This is a genomic window from Flavobacterium sp. CLA17 (genome assembly GCF_013112255.2).
GTDB lineage: Bacteria > Bacteroidota > Bacteroidia > Flavobacteriales > Flavobacteriaceae > Flavobacterium > Flavobacterium circumlabens.
Window position 1 is genome coordinate 3750311 of sequence record NZ_CP068294.1, and the last position, 22418, is coordinate 3772728.

At 33.9% G+C, this 22418-nt stretch carries 23 protein-coding genes; 14 read left to right on the forward strand and 9 right to left on the reverse strand.

Annotation, left to right across the window (positions count from 1 at the left end):
- Positions 1–3 precede the first annotated feature (3 nt).
- From argC to HAV12_RS15350, 4 genes are all read right to left on the reverse strand, one after another.
- Complete coding sequence (argC, locus tag HAV12_RS15335; RefSeq protein WP_171570427.1) at positions 4–981, reverse strand: N-acetyl-gamma-glutamyl-phosphate reductase; 978 nt, start codon at positions 979–981, stop codon at positions 4–6.
- Positions 974–2167, reverse strand: a complete 1194-nt coding sequence (locus HAV12_RS15340; protein WP_171570428.1) for an argininosuccinate synthase — start codon at positions 2165–2167, stop codon at positions 974–976. Before HAV12_RS15340 ends, argC begins: the two co-directional genes overlap by 8 nt.
- Before the next feature lie 65 nt (positions 2168–2232).
- The gene (locus tag HAV12_RS15345) at positions 2233–2874 is read right to left on the reverse strand and encodes a GNAT family N-acetyltransferase (RefSeq protein WP_171570429.1); all 642 of its coding nucleotides are present in this window, start codon (positions 2872–2874) and stop codon (positions 2233–2235) included.
- Between the two features lie 589 nt (positions 2875–3463).
- Positions 3464–5734 (reverse strand): M1 family metallopeptidase, encoded by a 2271-nt coding sequence (locus HAV12_RS15350; protein WP_171570430.1) that lies wholly within the window; start codon positions 5732–5734, stop codon positions 3464–3466.
- A gap of 185 nt (positions 5735–5919) precedes the next feature.
- Here HAV12_RS15350 and HAV12_RS15355 point away from each other — a divergent pair, with 185 nt between their 5' ends.
- From HAV12_RS15355 to HAV12_RS15365, 3 genes are all read left to right on the forward strand, one after another.
- Complete coding sequence (locus tag HAV12_RS15355) at positions 5920–6771, forward strand: aldose 1-epimerase family protein (protein ID WP_171570431.1); 852 nt, start codon at positions 5920–5922, stop codon at positions 6769–6771.
- Between the two features lie 9 nt (positions 6772–6780).
- Entirely contained in the window at positions 6781–7329 is a 549-nt protein-coding gene (locus HAV12_RS15360; RefSeq protein ID WP_171570432.1) for a GNAT family N-acetyltransferase, read from the forward strand.
- A gap of 131 nt (positions 7330–7460) precedes the next feature.
- Positions 7461–8018: a DUF3575 domain-containing protein gene (locus HAV12_RS15365; protein ID WP_171570433.1), complete on the forward strand. Its 558-nt coding sequence runs from the start codon at positions 7461–7463 to the stop codon at positions 8016–8018.
- Between the two features lie 4 nt (positions 8019–8022).
- Here the strand turns inward: HAV12_RS15365 and HAV12_RS15370 are convergent, their stop codons facing one another.
- Positions 8023–8244, reverse strand: coding sequence for a VF530 family DNA-binding protein (locus tag HAV12_RS15370; RefSeq protein WP_171570434.1), 222 nt, complete (start codon positions 8242–8244; stop codon positions 8023–8025).
- Positions 8245–8347: 103 nt separating this feature from the next.
- Positions 8348–8986, reverse strand: a complete 639-nt coding sequence (locus tag HAV12_RS15375; RefSeq protein ID WP_132033636.1) for an outer membrane beta-barrel protein — start codon at positions 8984–8986, stop codon at positions 8348–8350.
- Between the two features lie 137 nt (positions 8987–9123).
- Between HAV12_RS15375 and smpB the strand changes: the two genes are divergently transcribed.
- Together smpB and HAV12_RS15385 are read left to right on the forward strand one after the other, a co-directional pair.
- Complete coding sequence (smpB, locus tag HAV12_RS15380; protein WP_047776350.1) at positions 9124–9579, forward strand: SsrA-binding protein SmpB; 456 nt, start codon at positions 9124–9126, stop codon at positions 9577–9579.
- Between the two features lie 215 nt (positions 9580–9794).
- Entirely contained in the window at positions 9795–10844 is a 1050-nt protein-coding gene (locus HAV12_RS15385) for a Fic family protein (protein ID WP_171570435.1), read from the forward strand.
- 56 nt (positions 10845–10900) lie between these two features.
- On the opposite strand, the gene HAV12_RS15390 is transcribed toward HAV12_RS15385, so the two are convergent.
- Entirely contained in the window at positions 10901–11542 is a 642-nt protein-coding gene (locus HAV12_RS15390; protein ID WP_171570436.1) for a protein-L-isoaspartate(D-aspartate) O-methyltransferase, read from the reverse strand.
- Positions 11543–11662: 120 nt separating this feature from the next.
- On the opposite strand from HAV12_RS15390, the gene HAV12_RS15395 reads away from it, so the two are divergent.
- The 9 genes from HAV12_RS15395 to HAV12_RS15435 all read left to right on the forward strand — a co-directional run bounded on the left by HAV12_RS15395 (position 11663) and on the right by HAV12_RS15435 (position 20036).
- Entirely contained in the window at positions 11663–12661 is a 999-nt protein-coding gene (locus HAV12_RS15395) for an RDD family protein (RefSeq protein ID WP_171570437.1), read from the forward strand.
- A 124-nt stretch (positions 12662–12785) separates the two neighbouring features.
- Positions 12786–13751, forward strand: coding sequence for a Gfo/Idh/MocA family protein (locus HAV12_RS15400; protein WP_132033626.1), 966 nt, complete (start codon positions 12786–12788; stop codon positions 13749–13751).
- 91 nt (positions 13752–13842) lie between these two features.
- Positions 13843–14736, forward strand: coding sequence for a 3-hydroxyacyl-CoA dehydrogenase family protein (locus HAV12_RS15405; RefSeq protein ID WP_132033624.1), 894 nt, complete (start codon positions 13843–13845; stop codon positions 14734–14736).
- 12 nt (positions 14737–14748) lie between these two features.
- On the forward strand, positions 14749–15408 hold the full coding sequence (locus HAV12_RS15410; protein WP_171570438.1) for a YggS family pyridoxal phosphate-dependent enzyme: 660 nt from the start codon (positions 14749–14751) through the stop codon (positions 15406–15408).
- A 43-nt stretch (positions 15409–15451) separates the two neighbouring features.
- Entirely contained in the window at positions 15452–15799 is a 348-nt protein-coding gene (locus tag HAV12_RS15415; RefSeq protein ID WP_171570439.1) for a four helix bundle protein, read from the forward strand.
- Between the two features lie 101 nt (positions 15800–15900).
- A complete protein-coding gene (locus tag HAV12_RS15420) occupies positions 15901–17262 on the forward strand; it encodes an exonuclease domain-containing protein (RefSeq protein WP_171570440.1) in 1362 nt (453 codons plus the stop codon).
- A 30-nt stretch (positions 17263–17292) separates the two neighbouring features.
- Entirely contained in the window at positions 17293–18132 is an 840-nt protein-coding gene (locus HAV12_RS15425) for an ion transporter (protein ID WP_171570441.1), read from the forward strand.
- Positions 18133–18285: 153 nt separating this feature from the next.
- Positions 18286–19206 carry a tRNA (adenosine(37)-N6)-dimethylallyltransferase MiaA gene (gene miaA / locus HAV12_RS15430; protein ID WP_171570442.1) on the forward strand — a complete coding sequence of 307 codons (921 nt, stop codon included), beginning with the start codon at positions 18286–18288 and terminating at the stop codon, positions 19204–19206.
- A gap of 89 nt (positions 19207–19295) precedes the next feature.
- Complete coding sequence (locus tag HAV12_RS15435; RefSeq protein ID WP_171570443.1) at positions 19296–20036, forward strand: acyl-[acyl-carrier-protein] thioesterase; 741 nt, start codon at positions 19296–19298, stop codon at positions 20034–20036.
- A 74-nt stretch (positions 20037–20110) separates the two neighbouring features.
- Here the strand turns inward: HAV12_RS15435 and HAV12_RS15440 are convergent, their stop codons facing one another.
- Together HAV12_RS15440 and HAV12_RS15445 are read right to left on the reverse strand one after the other, a co-directional pair.
- Positions 20111–20827, reverse strand: a complete 717-nt coding sequence (locus HAV12_RS15440; RefSeq protein ID WP_127337492.1) for a response regulator transcription factor — start codon at positions 20825–20827, stop codon at positions 20111–20113.
- Positions 20828–20830: 3 nt separating this feature from the next.
- Complete coding sequence (locus HAV12_RS15445; protein ID WP_171570444.1) at positions 20831–22417, reverse strand: sensor histidine kinase KdpD; 1587 nt, start codon at positions 22415–22417, stop codon at positions 20831–20833.
- Between the last annotated feature and the right edge of the window lies 1 nt (position 22418).

The window sequence follows — 22418 nt, forward strand, 5'->3', positions numbered from 1 at the left end:
TTATTAAAATCCGCTTGGTTTCAAATGTAAACCTGTGGTTTCTTCTAATCCGAACATTAAATTCATATTCTGAATCGCTTGTCCCGAAGCACCTTTGGTTAAGTTATCAATGATTGATGTGATTAAAACCCGGTTTCCCTTTTTCAATAAACTAATGATACATTTATTGGTTTGAACGACTTGTTTCATATTGATATTAGTCGTTGTAACGGTTACAAATGGCTCGTCTTTATAGAAATCTTGGTATTTAGCAACCAATTGCTCCAGGCTATCATCTGAAATGGTATATAAGGTGGCAAAAATTCCTCTTGGAAAATCTCCTCTGTTTGGAATAAAAAGCAAATCACTTTCGAAATCATCCTGTAATTGCACTAAACTTTCTGAAATTTCTCCTAGATGCTGATGTTCAAAAGCTTTATAATGAGACATATTATTGTTTCTCCAGCTAAAATGAGCGGTTTCTGAAAGACCAACTCCGGCACCGGTACTTCCTGTTGTTGCATTGATATGAACATCATTGTTCAGTAAATTATTTTTAGCCAAAGGCAACAGGGCCAGCTGAATTGCTGTAGCAAAACAACCCGGATTTGCAATAAAATTGGCTTTTTTAATTTCTGATTTATTCAATTCCGGCAAACCGTAAATGAAATCTTTTCCTTCGAAATGCGCATCTTTATTCAATCTGAAATCATTTCCTAGATCAATGATTTTAGTATGTCCGGCAAATTGATTTTCCTGCAAAAACGAAATAGATTTTCCGTGTCCCAGACATAAAAAAACAACGTTTACATTCGGATTTATCACATCAGTAAAATTCATTTCGATATCTCCCATCAAATCGTGATGTGCTATTGAAAGTGGTTTTCCGGCATTTGTAGTACTGTAAACAAAATCAATTTTTACATTGGGATGATACATTAATATTCTGATGAGTTCTCCGGCCGTATAGCCTGAACCACCAATTATTCCAACATTAATCATGATCTAAGTGATTTACAGATGAAAATATATTTTGGGCATTTCCCAAAATCTTAATAAATCCTTTTGCATCGTCGGATGTCCACGCATTGTTCATTTCACCATATTGACCAAAACCGGTATTCATCAAATCATTATCGGATTCAATTCCGTCAAGCGAAAAATGATATGGTTTTAATGAAACCGTAACGACTCCGTTTACCGTTTTTTGTGTGTCTTGCAAAAACGTTTCAATGTTTCTCATCACCGGATCTAAAAACTGACCTTCATGGAATAGCATTCCGTACCAGTTTCCTAACTGTTCTTTCCAGTATTGCTGCCATTTTCCTAAAGTATGCTTCTCTAATAAATGGTGTGCTTTTATGATAATTAATGGCGCTGCAGCTTCAAAACCAACTCTTCCTTTGATTCCGATAATAGTGTCCCCTACGTGAATGTCTCTTCCAATGGCAAAAGCATTGGCTAATTTTTCAAGAGTAACAATATTATTCGATGGTTTGTCCATTATACCGTTTATACCAACCAATTCACCCTGCTCAAAATGCAGTCTTACTTTTTCTTCTCCTTCTTTTTGTAATTGTGAAGGATAAGCGTCACCTGGTAATGGCTGACCTGAAGTCAACGTTTCTTTTCCTCCAACACTGGTTCCCCAAAGTCCTTTATTGATCGAATATTGTGCTTTTTCCCAGGAATAAGGAACGCCGTTTTTAGCTAAATAATCTACTTCTTCCTGTCTGGAAAGTTTCAGATCTCTAATCGGAGTAATAATTTCGATTTCCGGAGCGATGGTCTGGAAAATCAAATCGAAACGAATCTGATCATTTCCGGCACCTGTACTTCCGTGTGCGATGGCGCTTGCTCCTACCTTTTTGGCATATTTTATGGCTTCAATGGCCTGAAAAACACGCTCTGCACTTACTGATAATGGATAAGTATTGTTTTTTAATACATTTCCGAAAATCAGATATTTTATGGCTTTATCATAATATTTATCTACAATAGTAAGGTTGGTATGTTGTGCACTTCCTAATTCGTAGGCTCTTTTTTCTATGGCTGATAATTCTTCAGCATCAAATCCTCCTGTATCTACAAGCACAGTATGAACTTCGTATCCTTTTTCATTTTTTAAATATTTCAAACAATACGAGGTATCTAATCCTCCACTATAAGCTAATACAACTTTTTTCATTTTTTATAATTTAGGCTAATACTTTCGTATGTAGCAAGTTTGAGATTTCTTTTTTACGGATATTCTTAAGGCAATAAAATAAAAGACAGGATTTTATTTAAGAATAAAGCTTGTTTAATTTTTTTCAGTCTTTTCAAAACGGCTTCATTAAAAGGATGTCTTGGCGGATCTTTTTGTTTTTCTTTGGGATCGTACAGCATTCCGGTGCAAAGGCACATCTTGTTTTCTTTGCTTTTCAGAATTTCATAATTGGTACAGGTTTTACAGCCCGACCAAAAGCTCGGATCTGTTGTCAGTTCAGAGAAAGGAACCGGTTTATATCCTAAATCAGAGTTGATTTTCATTACGGCCAAACCGGTAGTGATTCCAAATATTTTGGCATCAGGATATCTTTCCAGGGAATAATCGAAAACCTTTGATTTTATCTTTTTGGCTAAACCTAAACTTCTGTAATCCGGGTGTACGATTAAACCCGAGTGTGCCACGAATTTTCCGTGCTGCCAACTTTCGATATAACAAAAACCTGCAAATTTTCCATCTGCCAAAGCAATCATCGCATCACCGCTGGACATTTTTTTCTGAATGTATTCAGGAGTTCTTTTAGCAATCCCCGTGCCTCTTAACAAAGCCGATGATTCTATTGTATCGCAAATTTCCTGCGCATACTTAAAGTGTTCTTCCTGAGTTACAACAATAGAGATCTTCATTTCAATAGTTGAAGTTAGAGTTAAAAATTAAAACATTTTGTTTCGTTTGAAATCTAAAAACCAATCCAATAAAGTTAAGCAAAATAAAGATAACACCTTCTAAATCAAAAAGTTGATTACGAGATGATTTCAAACAATAGGTGCTTTCAGGATAGGTTTGTCCAATGGACAAATGATGTGATTTCAAAATAGAAAATGAATATAAATAAATACGCGGCGAAAAACTCGGTGAATACTATAGAGATAGCATCCGTACTTCGGGAGAAGTACCAGGTGAGTTTGTCCGTGACAAAGAAGTTATATGTAAACTTATTTTATTCATCGGTGCAAAAGTACACTATTTTTTTATTTACAAACCATAAAAATAAAATTCTAACATTTTTTTAATGTATTGTTAGTTTTGTAAGGTGCTAAGATACTAAGGTACTAAGGTTCTTAGTTTTTTTTTAAAACCCTGGAACTTACTAATGGCTAAGCAAGCCGGAAAATTGACCTGAGACTGTGACTGAGACTGTGACTTCGACTGAAAACTAAAAAACCCGATAGTAACAAATACCATCGGGTTTTTAATATTAAAAAACTTTATCTTTTAATTCTTAGTAAACGGAATTACTTGTCCATTTCCTAAAACAATCATGTCAAAAGCAGTTTTAGCTTCGTTAAATTTAAATTTCAAACCAGCTCTTTTGGATTGAAAAGTATCTTTTTCATTTTCAACCGGTTCAACAGAAAACTTAGGAAAGTTTGTTATTTCTACATTAAGAACACTGTTCTTCTCTGTGAATTCGATTTTCAAAGGTGCTTTCGCTGTTGAGTAAGTTCCGATATATCCGTCTAAAATAATATCTTTTTCAAGCAAACTTTTTCCTGCCGTCCAGACATTGTTACTTTCGTTGTAATCCGGAAAAACATGATCAGGATCCAGCGTTATACTTTCAATTTCTTCAGTAGAGTTATTTTTGAAAGACCAGTCGTTATTACGCTGCCAAATTTCTACCGGTAATTTTACTCTGGTTACTTTTCCGCTTTTTGTTTTTACATCCAAAACAATTGGCATCGGCATTTTATCAAAATTTTCGACAGTAATTATAGCTCCTTTTGCAGGATCATTTTTCACATATTTAACAGAATTGATTCCCTGATCAAAACGCCAGTTGTTTACGAACCAGCTTCTCCAGAACCAGCTTAAATCTTCACCTGCAACATTTTCAATTGTTCTGAAAAAGTCGTCAGGAGTTGGGTGTTTAAAAGCCCAACGCTCTACATAAGTACGCAATGCTTTATCAAAACGTTCTTCTCCAAGAACCTGTTCTCTTAAAATTGTTAAGCCGGCACTTGGCTTGAAATAACATAAAGTACCAATATTAGCTTCCTTCATATTATCGGGAGAACTCATGATTGTTTCCAGTGTCGGACTCGTTAAACCCTCTGCATCCTGATGCAAATCGGAAGCTTTTTGCTTGTATTCTCCGTTGTTAAAATCAACAGAACTTACAGAGTTGATAAAGGTATTAAATCCTTCATCCATCCAGGCAAATAAACGTTCATTCGATCCTACAATCATAGGAAACCAGATATGCCCGAATTCGTGATCTGTAACTCCCCATAAATCATCTCCTTTAGATTTCCATCCACAGAAAACAATTCCGGGATATTCCATTCCGCCTTCATTTCCTGCTACATTTGTAGCTGCCGGATAAGGATATTCAAACCATCTTTTAGAATAATGCTCAATCGATGATTTTACATATTCCGTTGAACGCCCGTAAGCATCATTACCCGCGCTTTCTACCGGATAAGCCGATAATGCCAATGATTTTTTACCACTTGGCAAGTTTATTTTTGCTCCGTCTAAAATAAAAGCCGCAGAAGATGCCCAGGAGAAATCACGTGCGTTTTTAATTTGGTAATGCCATGTTTTCTCTGCCGTTGCATTTGTATTTGCAGTTGCAGCAACTTCATCAGCAGAACGAATCATAACCGTTTTATCACTTTGTTCCGCTTCTTTGTATCGTTTTAATTGCTCTGCAGAAAGTACTTCAGCACCATTCAACAACGCTCCGGATGCTACTACATAATGATTGGCAGGTGCTGTAATTTTTACATCAAAATCACCATACTCCAAATAAAACTCAGAAGCTCCTAAATAAGGTGCAGTATTCCAGCCTCTTACATCATCATACACACACATACGCGGATACCACTGTGCAATCGTAAAAATTTTTCCGTTTTTAGTATCTAAGACTCCCATTCTGTCTGATCCTTCCAGAGGAGCAATGAATGAATATTCAATTTTAATCTTTACAGCTCCTCCTTTTGAAGCCAGTTCTTTAGGCAGAAAAATTTGCATTCTGGTATCTGTAACGATATATTTTGCAACAGTCTCCGTTTTATCCTTTCCTGTAGAAATTACTTTTACTGATTTAATTTTATTTCCACCATCAAAAACCTGACCCTGAGCACCGTTACGACTTCCTGTTAAAGGCACGACAGCATTTCCTCTTGAATCTTCCTTGAATAAATTCTGGTCCAAATTCAACCAGACAAATGACAATTTATCAGGACTGTTATTCGTATAAGTAATCTCATCTGTACCGACAAGTTCATTTGTAATACCGTTTAATTTTACCGTTAATTGGTAATCTGCCCTGTTTTGCCAGTACTCAACTCCCGGCTGACCGCTTGCAGAACGGGTTGGTGTACCATTTTTAGTGTAAAAATGGGGTGCGAATGCATCATGATAATTGTAGTTGTTAACTGGATTTGCTGCTGTTGTAGCTGGCGTTTGTTGCGCCCAAACAGAAGAAATCCCAACAAATAAAGCCATGGTTAATAAGGCTTTTGAGGAACGCTTTTTCATATTTTTTAGCTATTTATGTAGCAAATTAATGAAAAAAAAAGCTATTTACAGAGAAAAACTGAAGCTTATATTTAATTTTATCAAAATTTTATTAAAAAAATAATTTCAGCCATTTATAGAAAAAACTAAAATTTATAAAATATATTTACAATTCATTAAAAGTAACTTATTTCAATTTTAAGATTTTGAATACAATCCTCTCAAATTCAAGTTTAAAGGTTTCGATAAAACATGCCGGAGCTGAATTATTTTCAATAAAAGACTATCAGAACAACGAATACATCTGGGAAGGCAATCCCGATTTCTGGGGAAAACACTCACCGGTTCTTTTTCCTATCGTAGGAACTTTAAAAAACAATACTTATACCATTAATAATAAAGAATATCAGCTTCCAAGACATGGTTTTGCGCGTGATATGGAGTTCGAATTGATTAATAAAACGGATAGCAGTGCTACTTTTTCGTTACAATCGAACAGCGAAACCCTTCAAAAATATCCTTTTGAGTTTGAATTACAGCTCCTTTATAGTTTAGCAGAAAAAGAGCTGACTATTAGGTATAAGGTAATTAATAAAGGAGCTGATAAAATTCCTTTTTCAATTGGTGCCCATCCTGCAATTGCTTTACCGGATGCCTTTGAAAGGTATTCTTTTAAGTTTGAAAAAGACGAAGTTTTAAAGTACAATCTTCTCGAAAATGATTTAATATCAACTAAGACCGAGGTACTCGAAACTACAGCTAATTTGGTTCCCCTAAAGTATCAGCTATTCGAAAATGATGCTTTGGTGTTTAAAACATTAGAATCTGATTCCCTGACAATTCTCGAAAACTCTAAACCTTATGTAAGGGTTAATTTTGAAGATTTTCCAAGTTTAGGAATCTGGACAAAAGAACAAGCTCCGTTTGTCTGTATTGAACCCTGGTTTGGTTATTCCGATACAGCCGAAAACTCCGGTGATTTATTCGAAAAGGAAGGGATTTTGATTTTGGATGCAAAACAAACATTCAACTCAAAATTTAGTATACAAATATTATAAAATAAAAAAATGTTAGAATTTAACTTTTCTCCATTTCCAACTATAGAAACCGAACGTTTACTTTTAAAAAGAATTACGGATGCTGATTTGAACGAAATTTTCGAATTGCGTTCAAACCCTGAAACAATGAAATATATCCCGAGGCCTTTAGTAAAAACGACTGAAGATGCCCTTGAACATATTGCAATGATTGAAGAAAAAATTGTGACAAATGTTGGAATAAACTGGGGAATTACGCTAAAAGATAATCCGAAATTGCTTGGAATAATTGGCTATTACAGAATGCAGCCTGAAAATTACCGCGCTGAAATCGGTTATATGTTATTACCGGAATTTCACGGAAAAGGGATTATTCCGGAGGCTGTACATAGATTAATACGTTATGGTTTTGATGATCTGAAACTGCATTCTATCGAGGCTGTTATTGATCCTGAGAACTTTGCTTCGGAAAAGGTATTACAAAAATGTGGTTTTGTTAAAGAAGCACATTTAAAAGAAGCAGAATTTTATGAAGGTGTATTTTTGGACAAAGTAATTTATTCATTATTAGATAAATAACTTTTTCAGGAATTTTTGGAAAAATAAAACCTGTTAAAATTATTTTTCACACAACAGTCTGGTATCGTATTGCGTTATATTTGCACGCAAAATAAGCAACTGAAGCTTATTTTTTCCTGAAAAACCACTTTATGAAAAAAATCTTAATCCTGTTTGTTCTTTTCTTATCTACCCAGTCACAAAGTCAGACCTACCTGAAATTTAATGCTGCCACAGCTGCAATTGCAATACCTAATATAGGAATTGAAACCAGTATTGGAGAAAAAACTACCTTCAGTGTTGATCTTATGGCTTCTTTTTGGGAATCTTTTGATGGACACAGTCCAATGAAATTTTACACCCTGACTCCTGAATTTCGTTATCATTTTAAAGAAAAATATAATGGATTTTATGTTGGTGCACATATAGGACCGGATATCTATGAAATTCAAAAATGGAATTACTGGGAAAGCAATAAATATGAACACGGTTTTGGATACCGAATGGGGGTTACGGTTGGGTATAACATCAAATTGAATGACAAATTCCTACTCGATATTTTTGCCGGAGGCGGCTGGCATCAGGGGTTTTATCACGGATATTACAATGACGGAACTCCGGGCAGATATGATAAAGCTCAAAACTGGAACAAAAGCGGTGAATGGCTTCCGTATCGCGGAGGTGTGATGCTTTCTTATAAGTTAAATTAATTCCTTAAAACTTAGGAATTGATTTAACGTATAAATCCTCTACTTTTTTTCGTGCCCAATCTGTTTTTCGTAAAAAAGTAAGACTTGATTTTACACTCGGATTTGAAGTAAAACATTTTACAGGAATCAATTCTGCCAAAGTATCAAAACCATAATGGTCTACTAATTTCTCGACTACAGCTTTTAGTGTAATTCCATGCAAAGGATCTTTAGATTGATTTTCCATCTGATATTTTTAAATAATACTAAAAAGACCGTACTCTAAAAAAGCACGGTCTTTCTTTTTTTTGCAAAATTAGCAAATTGAAACCAATATCATCAACTAACGATTAGAATATAAATTTAAATCCAAAAGAAAGTGGTGAGGTCAGGTTAGGGCTGCTTCCGCCTAAAGTACCATTATAAAGTGGCTCAACATTGGCAACGTGCGCTAATCCAAAATTGGTTACCGTTGTTTTCTCCCCAATTTTTGGATCCAGAGTGGTTGAAGTGAAATTAGCCAGGTCATAAGAGAATTCTACCGAGAAATTTTTAGTGACAAAATAATCGAATCCTCCGGATAGTGATAACCCAAACTGCGTGATTTTTAAGTCACTTTGTTTTTCTTTTCCTGTGATAATTGGCGCTGCAAGTTGACCGAAGAAATACAGAGAACCTGCAACATTCCAATATTTTCTTGCCAATGGCTGAATCACAATCAGATCGGTTTTGGCAGCAGTTCCCTTATCCGAATCCGATTTTATGTTCATATAACCAAATCCGGCTCCAACAGCAACAGAAGGCGTAACAAATGTACCTACAATTGGCAGTACAGATAAACTTGTATTTTTTACATCTGCTGTTTTGGTTTGCTGGTATCCGAACTGTGATGTTGCAAACCACGCTCCTTTTAATCCCTTGTCTACTTCCTGAGCTTTTGCAGTTAAGCAAATTAATGCTATACTAATAAGTGTTACAATTTTTTTCATAATAAGTCTGTTTTAAATTATACAACAAACTTAATAGTAAGATTTTTCCCTAAAAATGATTAAAATCATAGATTAAAAAAAATATAATTATCTTTAATTCCCTCAAAGTTTTTCATTTTTATTTTACATTTGCATCTATGTTAAAATCAGTCAATATACTTAATAAAAGAGCGCGTTTCGATTACGAAATAATCGACACCTATACTGCCGGAATCGTTTTATCCGGAACCGAAATCAAATCTATCCGATTAGGAAAAGCAAATATTACCGAAAGTTTTTGTGAATTTAGCGGGATTGAACTTTTTGCTATCAATACCTATATTGAAGAATATACGTTTGGAAATCAGTTCAACCATAAATCCAGAAGTGAAAGAAAATTGCTTTTAAACAAAAAAGAATTAAAAACACTTCATAAAAATGTGCAGGCAAAAGGATTGACTATAGTTCCTTTAAAATTATTCACCAATGAAAAGGGACTGGCAAAACTACAAATAGGCCTTTGCAAGGGAAAGAAAAATTACGACAAAAGGGAATCCCTTAAGGAACAGGATACCAAACGTGATCTGGACCGAATTAAAAAAGCTTATAACTAAAAACAATTTTTTTACAGTAACTTCTAACTAAACGTAAATCTGGGCAAAACTTGTAGATACTATTGTACAAGATATTGTTAGAGAAATAAAAAAGAAGGTTCTTTACCACCAAAATAATCAATTTAAAAAAAAGTAATTTCTTTTATGATGTTACTTTTTTTTTATTTAATAAAAATGACTAAATTTGTCAAGACAATTTAAAACATAATTAAAAAATGAAAACACTTCTTAAAAATGCAAGAGAGCAGAAGGGCCTAAAAACCCGTGAAGTGGCGCAGATTCTTGGCATTGATCAGGCTTTAATAAGCAAATTTGAATCAGGAACAAGAAAACCAACAAAAGATCAGATTTCAAAACTTTCGCAACTTCTAGAAATTGATTATGAAACTTTGATGATTGCCTGGTTGAAGGAAAAGATTCTTTATGAAATTGGCGATGATGAATTTGCCTTAAAAGCTTTAATGGTAGCCGAGCAGGAAATTAAATACAATAGAACTGTTTCAAAATTAAAAATCTCTGCCACTTTGGAAAATCTTTTAAAAGAGATTGATCTTTTAAAAGCAAAGTTAGATAGTTATCGTCAATTTGACAGTTATAGAATTACTCAGGCTCTTGAATTAGAGTATACATTTGAAAGCAATCGAATTGAAGGAAATACAATGACTTTGCGTGAAACTGATATGGTTATCAACGAAGGTTTAACTATTTCCGGCAAAAGCATGCGGGAACATCTGGAAGCGATTAATCATCAGGAAGCCATTGGGTTTATTAAAGATTTGATGCAAAGAAATGTTTCCTTAAACGAACGTGATCTTTTGTCCATTCATAATTTAATTCTTCGCGGTATCATCCCGGAAGATGCAGGTCGCTACAGAAAGGTTCAGGTTATGATAAAAGGAAGTTCACATATGCCGCCACAGCCCTACATGGTTGGGAAAGCGATGGAAGATTATTTTATTTGGTACGAAATCAATAAAAACAAATTGCATCCTGTTATTTTAGCTGCTGAAATGCATGAACGCCTTGTTACTATTCATCCTTTCATTGATGGAAATGGGCGAACTTCTCGTCTGGTCATGAATTTAATTTTATTGCAAAAAGGTTATATCATTGCCAATATAAAAGGAGATTATGATAGTCGGATGCAATATTATCAAAGTTTAGAAACAGCTCAAACCAAAAACAATAAAGAAGATTTTTTACTTTTTATTGCTCAGATAGAAAAAGAGAACTTAGAAAGATACATTGGTATTATTGCCCAATAAAACAAAATTTCACTAACTTACTACGGGTAAATTAGTGAAATTTGTGTTTATACCATCTAATTTTTATGTTCTAACAAAGGAACAAATCTGAATTCTCCAAACTCGTGTTTTTCAAATTGCGTTTCGTTTTTGCGTATTAACAAAGTCATAATCTGAACGTCTTCCCCTAATGGAATCACAAGCCTTCCTCCTATTTTTAACTGTGCCATAAGAGGCTGCGGAATAAACGGGGCTCCTGCCGTAACAATAATACTGTCAAAAGGAGCGTGATTAGGCAATCCTTTATATCCATCACCAAAAGAAAGATGTTTGGGACGAATATTTAACTTTGGAAATAAATTTGAAGTAGCCTTAAACAATTCGTTTTGTCTTTCAACACTGTAAACTTTTGCTCCGAGCATACACAAAACTGCTGTCTGATAACCTGAACCGGTGCCAATTTCAAGAATTTTATGCTCTTTTTTAACCTCTAATAACTGCGACTGAAAAGCTACCGTGTAAGGTTGTGAAATCGTTTGCCCCGCACCAATAGGAAATGCCTTATCCTGATAAGCATAATCTTCAAAACTGGAATTAAGAAAAAGGTGTCTCGGGATTTTTTTTATAGCCTCTAAAACTGCTCTGTCAGTAATTCCTTTTTGCTCTAAAGTGCTTACTAATTGATTACGAAGTCCTTGATGTTTGGCAGTATCTTTCAAAATTGGTAGGTTTTATTTGGACAAAAATAAGAAAACAAATTATCAAATGTCAACTACTTTTTAATCATTTAATTTCTATTTTTGGTTACGAACTTAAAAGCTAATGAACGTTAACATCTTATGAAAAAAACTATCTTTCTTCTCTCTTTATTTTTTGCTCTTTGGGGTATTTCTTTATCCGTTTTTTTTGTTTTTTTTGACATTAAAGATTTAACGGAGTTTCTGAATTTTATTGTTTTTCACAGCAATCCTTATTATTATTCAGGAATGGATATTTTTGTTGTTACAGAAAGAACAAGTAATTCATCCAGAAGTACGAATATAGCACTTATAAATTTATTCTATTATTTATCTTTTCTTGCTGGCGCACTTATTTATTACTTCTCTAAATATAAAGAAACCAAATTATTAGTTTTTAATTACAGTTTAGTATTTCTGGGTTCTGTAATAAAAATATTCTCGTTTATTTCTTACTTTAATATTGACAAGCTGGGTATTTATGATGGCTTTTATATAGTAATTACTTTATTATACATTTTCATCTCATACCATTTCTTAACCAAAAATCTAAATTCAAATACTATTGAAAATAACCAATTGATTGAAAATAATCTCGAAAACGCATCCAATTATAAGCGTTTTTTAAACTTGTTTATTGATTCTTTTATTATAACGGTAATTGCTTTTGGATTTATCACCTACTCAGAAAAAAATCAGCTGCTAACTGCTTTTTTCAGCTATTTAAAAACAACTTTTGGAGATAAATTTGGCATTGTAGTTTTCTTTTCCCTTATTAAATTTCTATACTACCTGATGTTTGAATCTATCTTTAAAAATACACCTGCAAAATTTCTAACAGCTTGTTATGTAACAGATGAAGATGGAAATTCACCTGACTTTTCGATGATTCTAAAACGAACATTATTGAGGTTTATTCCATTGGAAAGTCTATCTTTTTTAATGGGGAAAAATCTACACGACGATTACTCAGACACCTATGTAATCAATAATAAAAGAGATCCTAAAACAGAAAAAAGATATTTACAAATTTTATCAATTAGTTTTATAATAATGCTTGTGGTCTATTTTTACAATTTATCCACAACGAATCATTTTTGAATACTAAAGAATATCAAAATATATACATGAAGTATTCTTTTATAATGATTAAATCGCTAAATCTTTAATGCATTAACTTTTACTTTCAACAAATAAATTATATTTTTGTTTAAAATACATTATCATGTTAAAAGTGGGAGTTTTAGGTGCTGGTCATCTTGGTAAAATACATTTACGTTTATTACAACAATCTGACCAATACGAATTAGTTGGATTTTACGACGAAAATCAGGAAAATGCCGAAAGAATTTCAAAAGAATTTGGCTATAAAAACTTCAGCACTATTGCAAAACTAATTCACGCTGTTGATGTAATCGATATTGTAACGCCAACACTTTCGCATTATAAATGTGCCAAAGTAGCGATCAAATCCGGTAAACATATTTTTATAGAAAAACCTATTGCCAATACGGTTGATGAAGCGGAAGAAATTATTGCTTTAGCTGCAGAATACAATGTAAAAGGTCAGGTGGGCCATGTGGAGCGCTTTAATCCGGCTTTTATTGCAACCAAAAATATGATCGAAAATCCGATGTTTATAGAAACACATCGTTTGGCCGAATTTAATCCGCGTGGTACCGATGTTCCCGTAGTTTTGGATTTAATGATTCACGATATCGATGCGATTTTAAGTGTTGTAAATTCAAAAGTAAAAAATATTAATGCGAGCGGTGTTTCTGTAATTAGTGAAACCCCGGATATTGCGAATGCCAGAATTGAATTCGAAAATGGATGTGTTGCTAATTTAACGGCAAGCAGAATTTCGATGAAAAACATGCGTAAAACGCGTTTCTTTCAAAAAGACGCTTACATTTCAGTTGATTTCCTGGAGAAAAAATGCGAAGTAGTCCGCATGAAAGATGCCCCTGAAATTCCGGGAGATTTTGATATGATCCTGCAAAATGCCGAAGGCGTAAAAAAACAGATTTATTTCACCAATCCTGATGTGGAGCAAAACAATGCCATTTTAGATGAATTAGAATCATTTGCAAATGCAATCAGCACCAACACTACACCGGTTGTAACACTGGAACAAGCTACTGATGCTTTACGTGTGGCTTATCAAATCATCGATTGTTTCAAAAAATAACACAATAAATATACTCTTATTTTTTAAGGTTTAAAGTTGGCTTAAAACCCGCTTTAAACCTTAACTTTTAAAATTTAAATACCAAAATTAAATGAAAACTATAGCTGTAATTGGTGCAGGAACAATGGGTAACGGAATTGCTCATACTTTTGCACAAAGTGGTTTTGTTGTAAAACTAATTGACGTTTCCGAGAAATCATTAGATAAAGGAATGGCAACTATTGCTGCCAATCTGGATCGAATGCTGGCAAAAGGAACTATTTCTGCTGATGATGTTGCCAAAACAATCACCAATATTATTACTTATACTGATATAAAGGACGGTGTAGTTGGTGTGGATTTAGTAGTGGAAGCGGCTACTGAAAATGTCGAATTAAAATTGAACATTTTCAGACAATTAAATGAAGCCTGTTCGCATAATACGATTTTAGCTACTAATACTTCTTCTATTTCCATTACCCAGATCGGAGCTGTTGTAACACATCCGGAGCGTGTAATCGGAATGCATTTTATGAATCCGGTGCCGATTATGAAATTGGTAGAAATCATTCGCGGATACAATACCAGCGACGAAGTAACAAAAACCATCATGGATTTATCTGAAAAATTAGGTAAAACCCCTGTTGAAGTAAACGATTATCCGGGTTTTGTAGCCAATAGAATTTTGATGCCCATGCTAAACGAGGCAATCGAAACGTTATACAATAAAGTGGCCGGAGTTTATGAAATTGATACCGTAATGAAATTAGGAATGGGTCACCCGATGGGACCGCTTCAATTAGCTGATTTTATTGGACTTGATGTTTGTCTGGCTATTTTAAATGTAATGTATGAAGGTTTTAAAAACCCTAAATATGCTCCTTGCCCGTTATTGGTCAATATGGTGAGAGCCGGAAAACTGGGCGTAAAATCCGGTGAAGGTTTTTATGATTACAGTGAAAGTAAAAAAGCAGAGAAAATTTCTAAGCAATTCATCCTTTCATAAAAAGAAAACAGCATGTCAATCGCATCAAATTTAGATTCTATAAACGCTTCTTTGCCGGAAAACGTAACTTTAGTGGCTGTTTCTAAAACAAAGCCCGTAGCTGACTTAATGGAAGCTTACGAAACCGGTCAGCGTATTTTTGGAGAAAACAAAATCCAGGAAATGGCCGATAAGTGGGAACAAATGCCAAAAGATACAGAATGGCATATGATTGGCCATGTACAAACAAATAAAGTCAGATTTATGGCTCCGTTTGTGAGTTTGATTCATGGTGTTGACAGTCTTAAATTATTGCAGGAAATCAACAAACAGGCATTAAAAAACAATAGAATTATCGATTGCCTGCTTCAAATACATATTGCTGAAGAAGAAACTAAATTTGGTCTTGATGAAAACGAATTGAATTTACTTTTATCTTCAACCGAATTTAAAGAGATGAAAAATATTCGTATATTAGGTTTAATGGGAATGGCAACATTTACAGAAGACCAAAACCAGATTAAAAAAGAATTTACACATTTAAAGTCTATTTTTGATTCCATTCAAACATTGCAAACTGAAAATTGCGAGCTGAATACTATTTCTATGGGAATGTCCGGCGACTACCAACTGGCTATTGCATGCGGAAGCACAATGGTTCGCATTGGAAGCAGCATTTTTAGAGGAAGATAATTTTTCAATAATCAATTGCAAGAGTCAAAAATTAATAACTTAAATGGAAAAAATATTCAATTTTGAAGACAGACTGGTTCGTTTTGCCGGAGAATGTATTTTCTTTACACGACAATTACAAAGATTATTTGAAAATGAATATTACAAAAATCAATTAATTAGATCATCAGGAAGCGCGTCTTTAAATTTTGGAGAGGCACAAGGCACAATTACGGATAAAGATTTTATTTTTAAAGTTTCATTAGTTGTAAAAGAGTTAAAAGAGTCAAGAAACTCATTAAAAATTCTAGATTACATTAAAGAAGGTGATAACGATAAAAGAAGTACACTTTTAATAGAAGTAGAACAACTTATCGCAATTTCAGCAAAAATGATAATAAATAAAAAATAATTCAATTACAATGACAATTTCAATTACAATAACAATTTTCAAAAATTGAAATTGATTTTTGAAATTGAAATTGCCATTGATTTTTGAAATTGACATTTAAAATGTACGCAATACTAGACATAGAAACTACCGGAGGCCAGTTTAATGAAGAAGGAATTACCGAAATTGCCATTTATAAATTTGATGGCCATGAGGTAATTGACCAGTTCATTAGCCTTGTCAATCCCGAAATTCCAATTCAGCCATTCGTGGTGAAATTAACCGGAATCAACAATGCTATGCTCCGTTCTGCGCCTAAATTCTTTGAGGTAGCCAAAAGAATTATCGAAATCACTTCTGACTGTATTATTGTGGCGCACAACGCTTCTTTTGATTATAGAATTTTGCGTACCGAATTCCGTCGTTTGGGATATGATTTTGAAGCCCGAACGCTTTGTACTGTTGAACTGGCTAAAAAATTAATTCCGGAGCAGCCTTCTTACAGTTTAGGAAAATTGGTCCGCGCACTCGGAATCCCTATGGCAGACAGACACCGCGCCAGTGGTGATGCTATGGCAACGACAAAGTTATTCAAAATGCTTCTGGAAAAAGATTTAGAGAAAACCATTGTAAAAGATTTCATAAAACTGGAAGTTGAAAAAGGAATTGCACCCAAATTCCTGGATCTTTTATCGCAAATGCCTACAAAAACCGGAGTTTATTACATTCATAACCAAAGTGGAACGCTAATTTATATCGGTAAAAGCCAGAATATCAAAAAAAGGGTCAATCAGCATTTTACCGGAATTACGACAAAAAGCAAAAAAATTCAGGCTGAAGTTTTTACTATAACTTATAATGAAACCGGAAGCGAATTAATCGCACTGCTAAAAGAAAGCGAAGAAGTAAAAATAAACAGACCCAGATACAATCGTTCTCAGCGAAAAACAATTTTTCCATATGCCTTATATACCGAAAAAGACAGTAATGGCTATCTGAATCTAAAACTGGAAAAAGCAGATGGCCGTAAAAAAGAAGTCACCTCTTACGCCAGTTTGCAGGAAGGTAAAAATGCCCTTTTCGCGCATACCGCCAAATATCATTTGTGTCAGAAACTGACCGGATTGTATATCGCTAAAAAAGAGTGTTTTCAATATAAAATAAAAGAATGTGATGGCGCCTGCATTGGTCAGATAACTCCGGAAGCATACAATATCAGGGTTCAGCAATTCATCTCCGAAAACAGTTTCGAGAACAAAAGCATGATTCTGATTGACAGAGGCCGAAATATAAACGAACGAAGCGCTGTCTTAATCGAAAACGGAATTTATAAAGGATATGCGTACTATGATTTGAATTACCAAATCACAAATATTGAAATCCTGAAAAATATTCTTATTCCGATGCAAAACAATCGGGATGTCAAAAATATTATTCAAAGTTACATCCGTAAAAGCAAATCGCTGAAAATTCTTCATTTTTAATACTTACAAACTTTACGTATCTTCGTAGGGATGACAAAAAATAAATCAAAATACGAGGTTTTCAGAGAAAAAATAAAAATCATTCTCTACGGAACAAACACTATTTTAGGGCGTATGTTCGATTTAGTGCTTCTCGGATTAATACTTTTAAGTGTTATTCTGGTGATGCTCGATACCGTAGAAGGAATAAATCAGAAGTACCATTCACAGTTGTTAATTTGCGAATGGATCATTACCGTTTTCTTTACAATCGAATACCTGCTGCGAATTATCTCTATTCAGAAACCGCTGAAATATGTCTTTAGCTTTTATGGAATTATCGATTTGCTGGCTATACTGCCCATGTACATGTCCATTTTTTTTCCGGCGACAAATATTTTGACTATCGTAAGGGTTTTGCGTTTTTTCAGGCTGTTCAAAATCCTGCACATTCCGCAAATATCGCATCAGTCCTACCAATTAAAAGAAGCACTGGAAGGCAGTAAAGAAAAAATTCTCGTCTTTATTTATTTTGTCGTGATTAGTGCCGTAATTATTGGTGCATTAATGTACTTCGTTGAAGGCAAAGAAAGTGGCTTCACCAGTATTCCTGCCGGTATTTACTGGGCCATAGTAACCCTCACAACAGTAGGTTACGGTGATATTTCACCGGCAACGCCATTAGGCCAGTTTTTAGCATCATTAGTAATGATTATGGGATACGGAATTATAGCCGTCCCTACAGGAATTGTAACTGCCGAATTTGCAAAAAGCAGCCTTAGAAATAATGCCGTTAGTACAAAAAAAACATGTCAGAAATGTAATTCACAAGTACACTTTGACAGCGCGAAATATTGCTATGAATGCGGAACAGAATTACCGAAAATTTAAATTATGAGCCAATCCGGCTGTACACTGCAACTCCTCCTTATACTTGTAGTTTTTTAAAGGCATAAAAGGAGCTTCCGCTGGTCGCTCTTGTATCCCAAAAAAAAACGAACAATTATAATTCCGGGGTTTCCGTTTCCATCCGGGCTAAAAAATATGAAATATCTAATTACCATCGTAGGCCCGACAGCTATAGGAAAAACGTCCTTAAGCATTGCTTTGGCACAACATTTCAACTGTGAAATTATATCTTGCGACAGTCGTCAGTTCTTTAAGGAAATGACCATTGGCACAGCCGTTCCGAATCAGGAAGAATTACAAGCTGCCGGACACCATTTTGTTCAAAATAAATCGATATTCGAAAATTATACTGTTGGCGATTATGAAAAAGAAGCTTTAGCAAAAATTGAGGAACTTTTTCAAACGAGTGATTATGTCATTCTTATTGGAGGTTCCGGTTTATATGTGGATGCCATTTTAAAAGGTTTTGACGAGTTTCCTGAAATTGATCCTGAAGTTCGTACTGCAGTAAATTCAAATTACGAAAAACTCGGAATTACTTATTTACAAGAACAATTACAACATCTGGATCCTGAATATTATCAAAAAATCGCGTTGGAAAATCCACAGACTTTACAAAATCCACAGCGAATGATGCGTTTTACAGAAGTCTGTATTGGAGCCGGAAAGCCTTATTCTTCTTTTCTGAATCAAAAGAAAAACAACCGCAACTTCACTCCTGTTTTAATTGGTTTAGATGCTGACAGACCTGTTATTTACGACAGGATTAATCAGCGTGTCGATATTATGATGAACGAAGGTTTACTGGAAGAAGCAAAAAGCCTATATCCTAATAAAGCGTTAAATGCGCTCCAAACGGTCGGTTATAGAGAATTATTTAGTTATTTTGACGGAGAATTTACATTGCCTTTTGCCATAGAAGAAATCAAAAAAAACACACGAAGATTTTCTAAAAGACAATTAACCTGGTTCAAACGAAATGAAAACACAAAATGGTTTGATTACGCAACAGACAGAAAACAAATTATAGCGTACGTAGAAAATTTTATAAAGTAATCCAAATCTATTCTCTTTATTCTATACTCTTGACTCTATATTCTTTATTCTATACTCCCAAATCAAATCTAAAAATCTAAAATTCAAAAATGCCAATATCTCCAAATTTCACATCCGTTTTAAGCAAAGACTGGGAAATTAATTTTACGCAATGCACACCAAACGGTTATTTAAAGTATACCGATTTGTGCAACCTATTACAACTAACGGCTGCCGCACATTCTGAAATTGGAGGAATTAGTTTCGCCGATATGCAGGAATTTAATCAGGCCTGGGTTTTAAGCAGAATGCGTGTAGAAGTAACTGCTTTACCTAAATGGCAGGATATTGTAACGGTAAAAACATGGATCAACAGCCTTGAGAACTCCCGTTCTGTTCGTGCGCTTGAAATGTATGTAAACGGAAAAAAGATTGTTGGAAGCGAAACATTCTGGGCTGTATTCAACACCAAAGCGCGTCGCCCGGAAGCTTTAGCTTTGCCTTACGAACATTTTGAACTATTTCCTGATAACAGAGCTACGACAGAAGGTTTTTCGAAAATAAATGTCAATCCGGAGAAAGAGTCTGTTTTTGAAAAAACGGTTTATTTATCAGACTTGGACATTGTCAATCATGCTAACAATGTAAAATACCTGGAATGGTGCCTGGATCATGTTGATCCTAAAAAAATACTAAATCAGAAAATTGCCAGTTTCGAAATGAATTTCATGAAGGAATTATCACTGAATGATGCTGTTATCATTCATGAGAGTGAAACTGAAACTGATTCTACTTTTAGCATAACCAAAGAAGATAAAACATGTTTCGCACTACAGCTTAACTGGAAATAAATATACAAGAAATTGAATCCATAAAAAAAGCTCTGATAAATCAGAGCTTTTATTCTTTTTATAGTGTGAATTATTTATTCAGCAATTTTGCTTTTAACTACTAATCTGAAACCTTCTCCGTGAATGTTTAAGATCTCTACATCTTCATCAGATTTTAGATATTTTCTAAGTTTAGCAATGTAAACGTCCATACTTCTTGAAGTAAAGTAGTTATCATCTCTCCATATTTTAGTCAATGCTAATTCTCTTGGCATTAAATCATTTTCATGAAGAATCAACATTTTAAGCAATTCATTTTCTTTTGGAGACAATTTAATTGCTTCATCGTTTTCAAAAGTCAAAAATCTCAATTTAGAATTTAAGTGGAATTTACCAATATTAAATTCAAACTGAACTTGTTCTGCTTTTGTATCCGCAGATTTTCTCTGAATAATTGCTTTGATTTTCATCAGTAAAACTTCTGAATCAAAAGGTTTATTCAAATAATCATCAGCTCCGGCTTTATAACCTTTTAACACATCCTCTTTCATAGATTTTGCTGTTAAAAATATAATAGGCACTTCACTGTTCTTCTCTCTAATTTCTTTGGCTAAAGTATAACCATCTTTATAAGGCATCATTACGTCAAGAATACATAAATCATACACATCCTTCTTGAACTTCTCGAAACCTTCCATACCGTTTTTAGCTAAAGTAACTTCAAAGTCATTTAACATTAGATAATCTTTAAGAACTGCCCCGAAATTAAGGTCATCTTCTACTAAAAGTATTCTTTTGTTATTATTTTCCATATTTTAATTTATTAATGGTATTTTTATTATAAAGGTGCTACCTTTTCCTTTTTCGCTTTCAACATATACTTGACCATTGTGATCTTCTACTATTCTTTTTACATAAGCAAGGCCCAAACCGTGTCCTTTCACATTATGCAAGTCTCCGGTATGCTCCCTGTAAAATTTCTCAAAAACTCTTTTTTGAGCAATCTTACTCATACCTAATCCGTTGTCTTTTACTTTTATCAGAATCATGTCTTTGACATTTTCTGTAAAAATTTCAATTTCAGGAATATCAGGTGAATATTTTATGGCATTTTCTAAAATATTAACCAACACGTTTGTAAAATGTACTTCGTTGATCAAACAGGTTGTTCTTGCAGCATTAAAATGCTTTACAATTGTTCCCTGCCTGTCTTCTAAGATTAAATTTACATGCTCAATTGCATCATCAATTATATCATGAATAACAGTGGACTCTTTTGTAATATCCAGTTCCCTTTTTTCTAATTTCGAAATACGAAGAACATTTTCGACCTGGGCATGCATTCTTTTATTCTCATCCCGTATCATTTGAAGGTATCGGAAAACTTTCTCCTTATCTTCAATAATCTTAGGATTCTTAATCGCATCAAGTGCTAAATTTATTGTTGCAATTGGAGTTTTAAACTCGTGGGTCATATTATTTATAAAATCTGTTTTGATTTCAGAAATATGTTTTTGACGCAATAATTGATTTAACGCACTAGTATAGGCAACTATTATAATTAATGTAAAAATTATCGATAGTATGGTTATACTTAATAGCTCTGATAACAGAAATTTCTTTTTATGAGGGAACGTAACAAATAATTCATATTTACTGTTGCCTTCATTGTTTGTATATATGGGAACATGGTAACTTGCATCATTATCAAAATGGAAACCATCCGATTTAATTTTAGTAGCAATTCCATTACTGTAAACCCCAAATTCAAATTTGGTTTTTACTCCGTATTCCTCCAGTTCTTTCTTTAAAAGAATAAGTAATTTTTGTTTCGAAATTCTTTCTTCCAGAGGTAAAGCGTCAGCAACATCTTTTATAGTGATTTCCTGCTGCACTTTATTTAATATATCTAAACTTCCTGATTTTTCAATTGTCAGATCTGGTATAATACTCTGTCCTAACGCATTGTTATCAATACTATTGTTATTATTATAAACTTCGGTAACTCGTTTCGAGCTAAAGTTCTTAAACCTCTCGCTGCTGAATTTTTTATTAAAAAGTGAATTGCTTATATCGTAATCTTCAGAGGTAAGTGTATTGGAGTATATAATTGTTTTATTTGTCTTTTTGTTTCTCTGAACAAACAAAACCTGCAATAAATCTTCTTTTTTGGGAGTCTTACCGGTACTGTCTTTCATTTCGTTTGCCTTATATGCAAAACTATACAATTCTTGTTTTTCTAATTTGTCTGCCACATTGCCAATCACCTGCGTCACATGATATTTAAACTGGTCGTCATTATTCTTAAATGAAGAATTGAACCAATATACCTGAACCAGAATTATCCCTATTAAGGACAAGCTCATGAGCAAAACAAGTATTCTAAAAAATAATTTATTCATC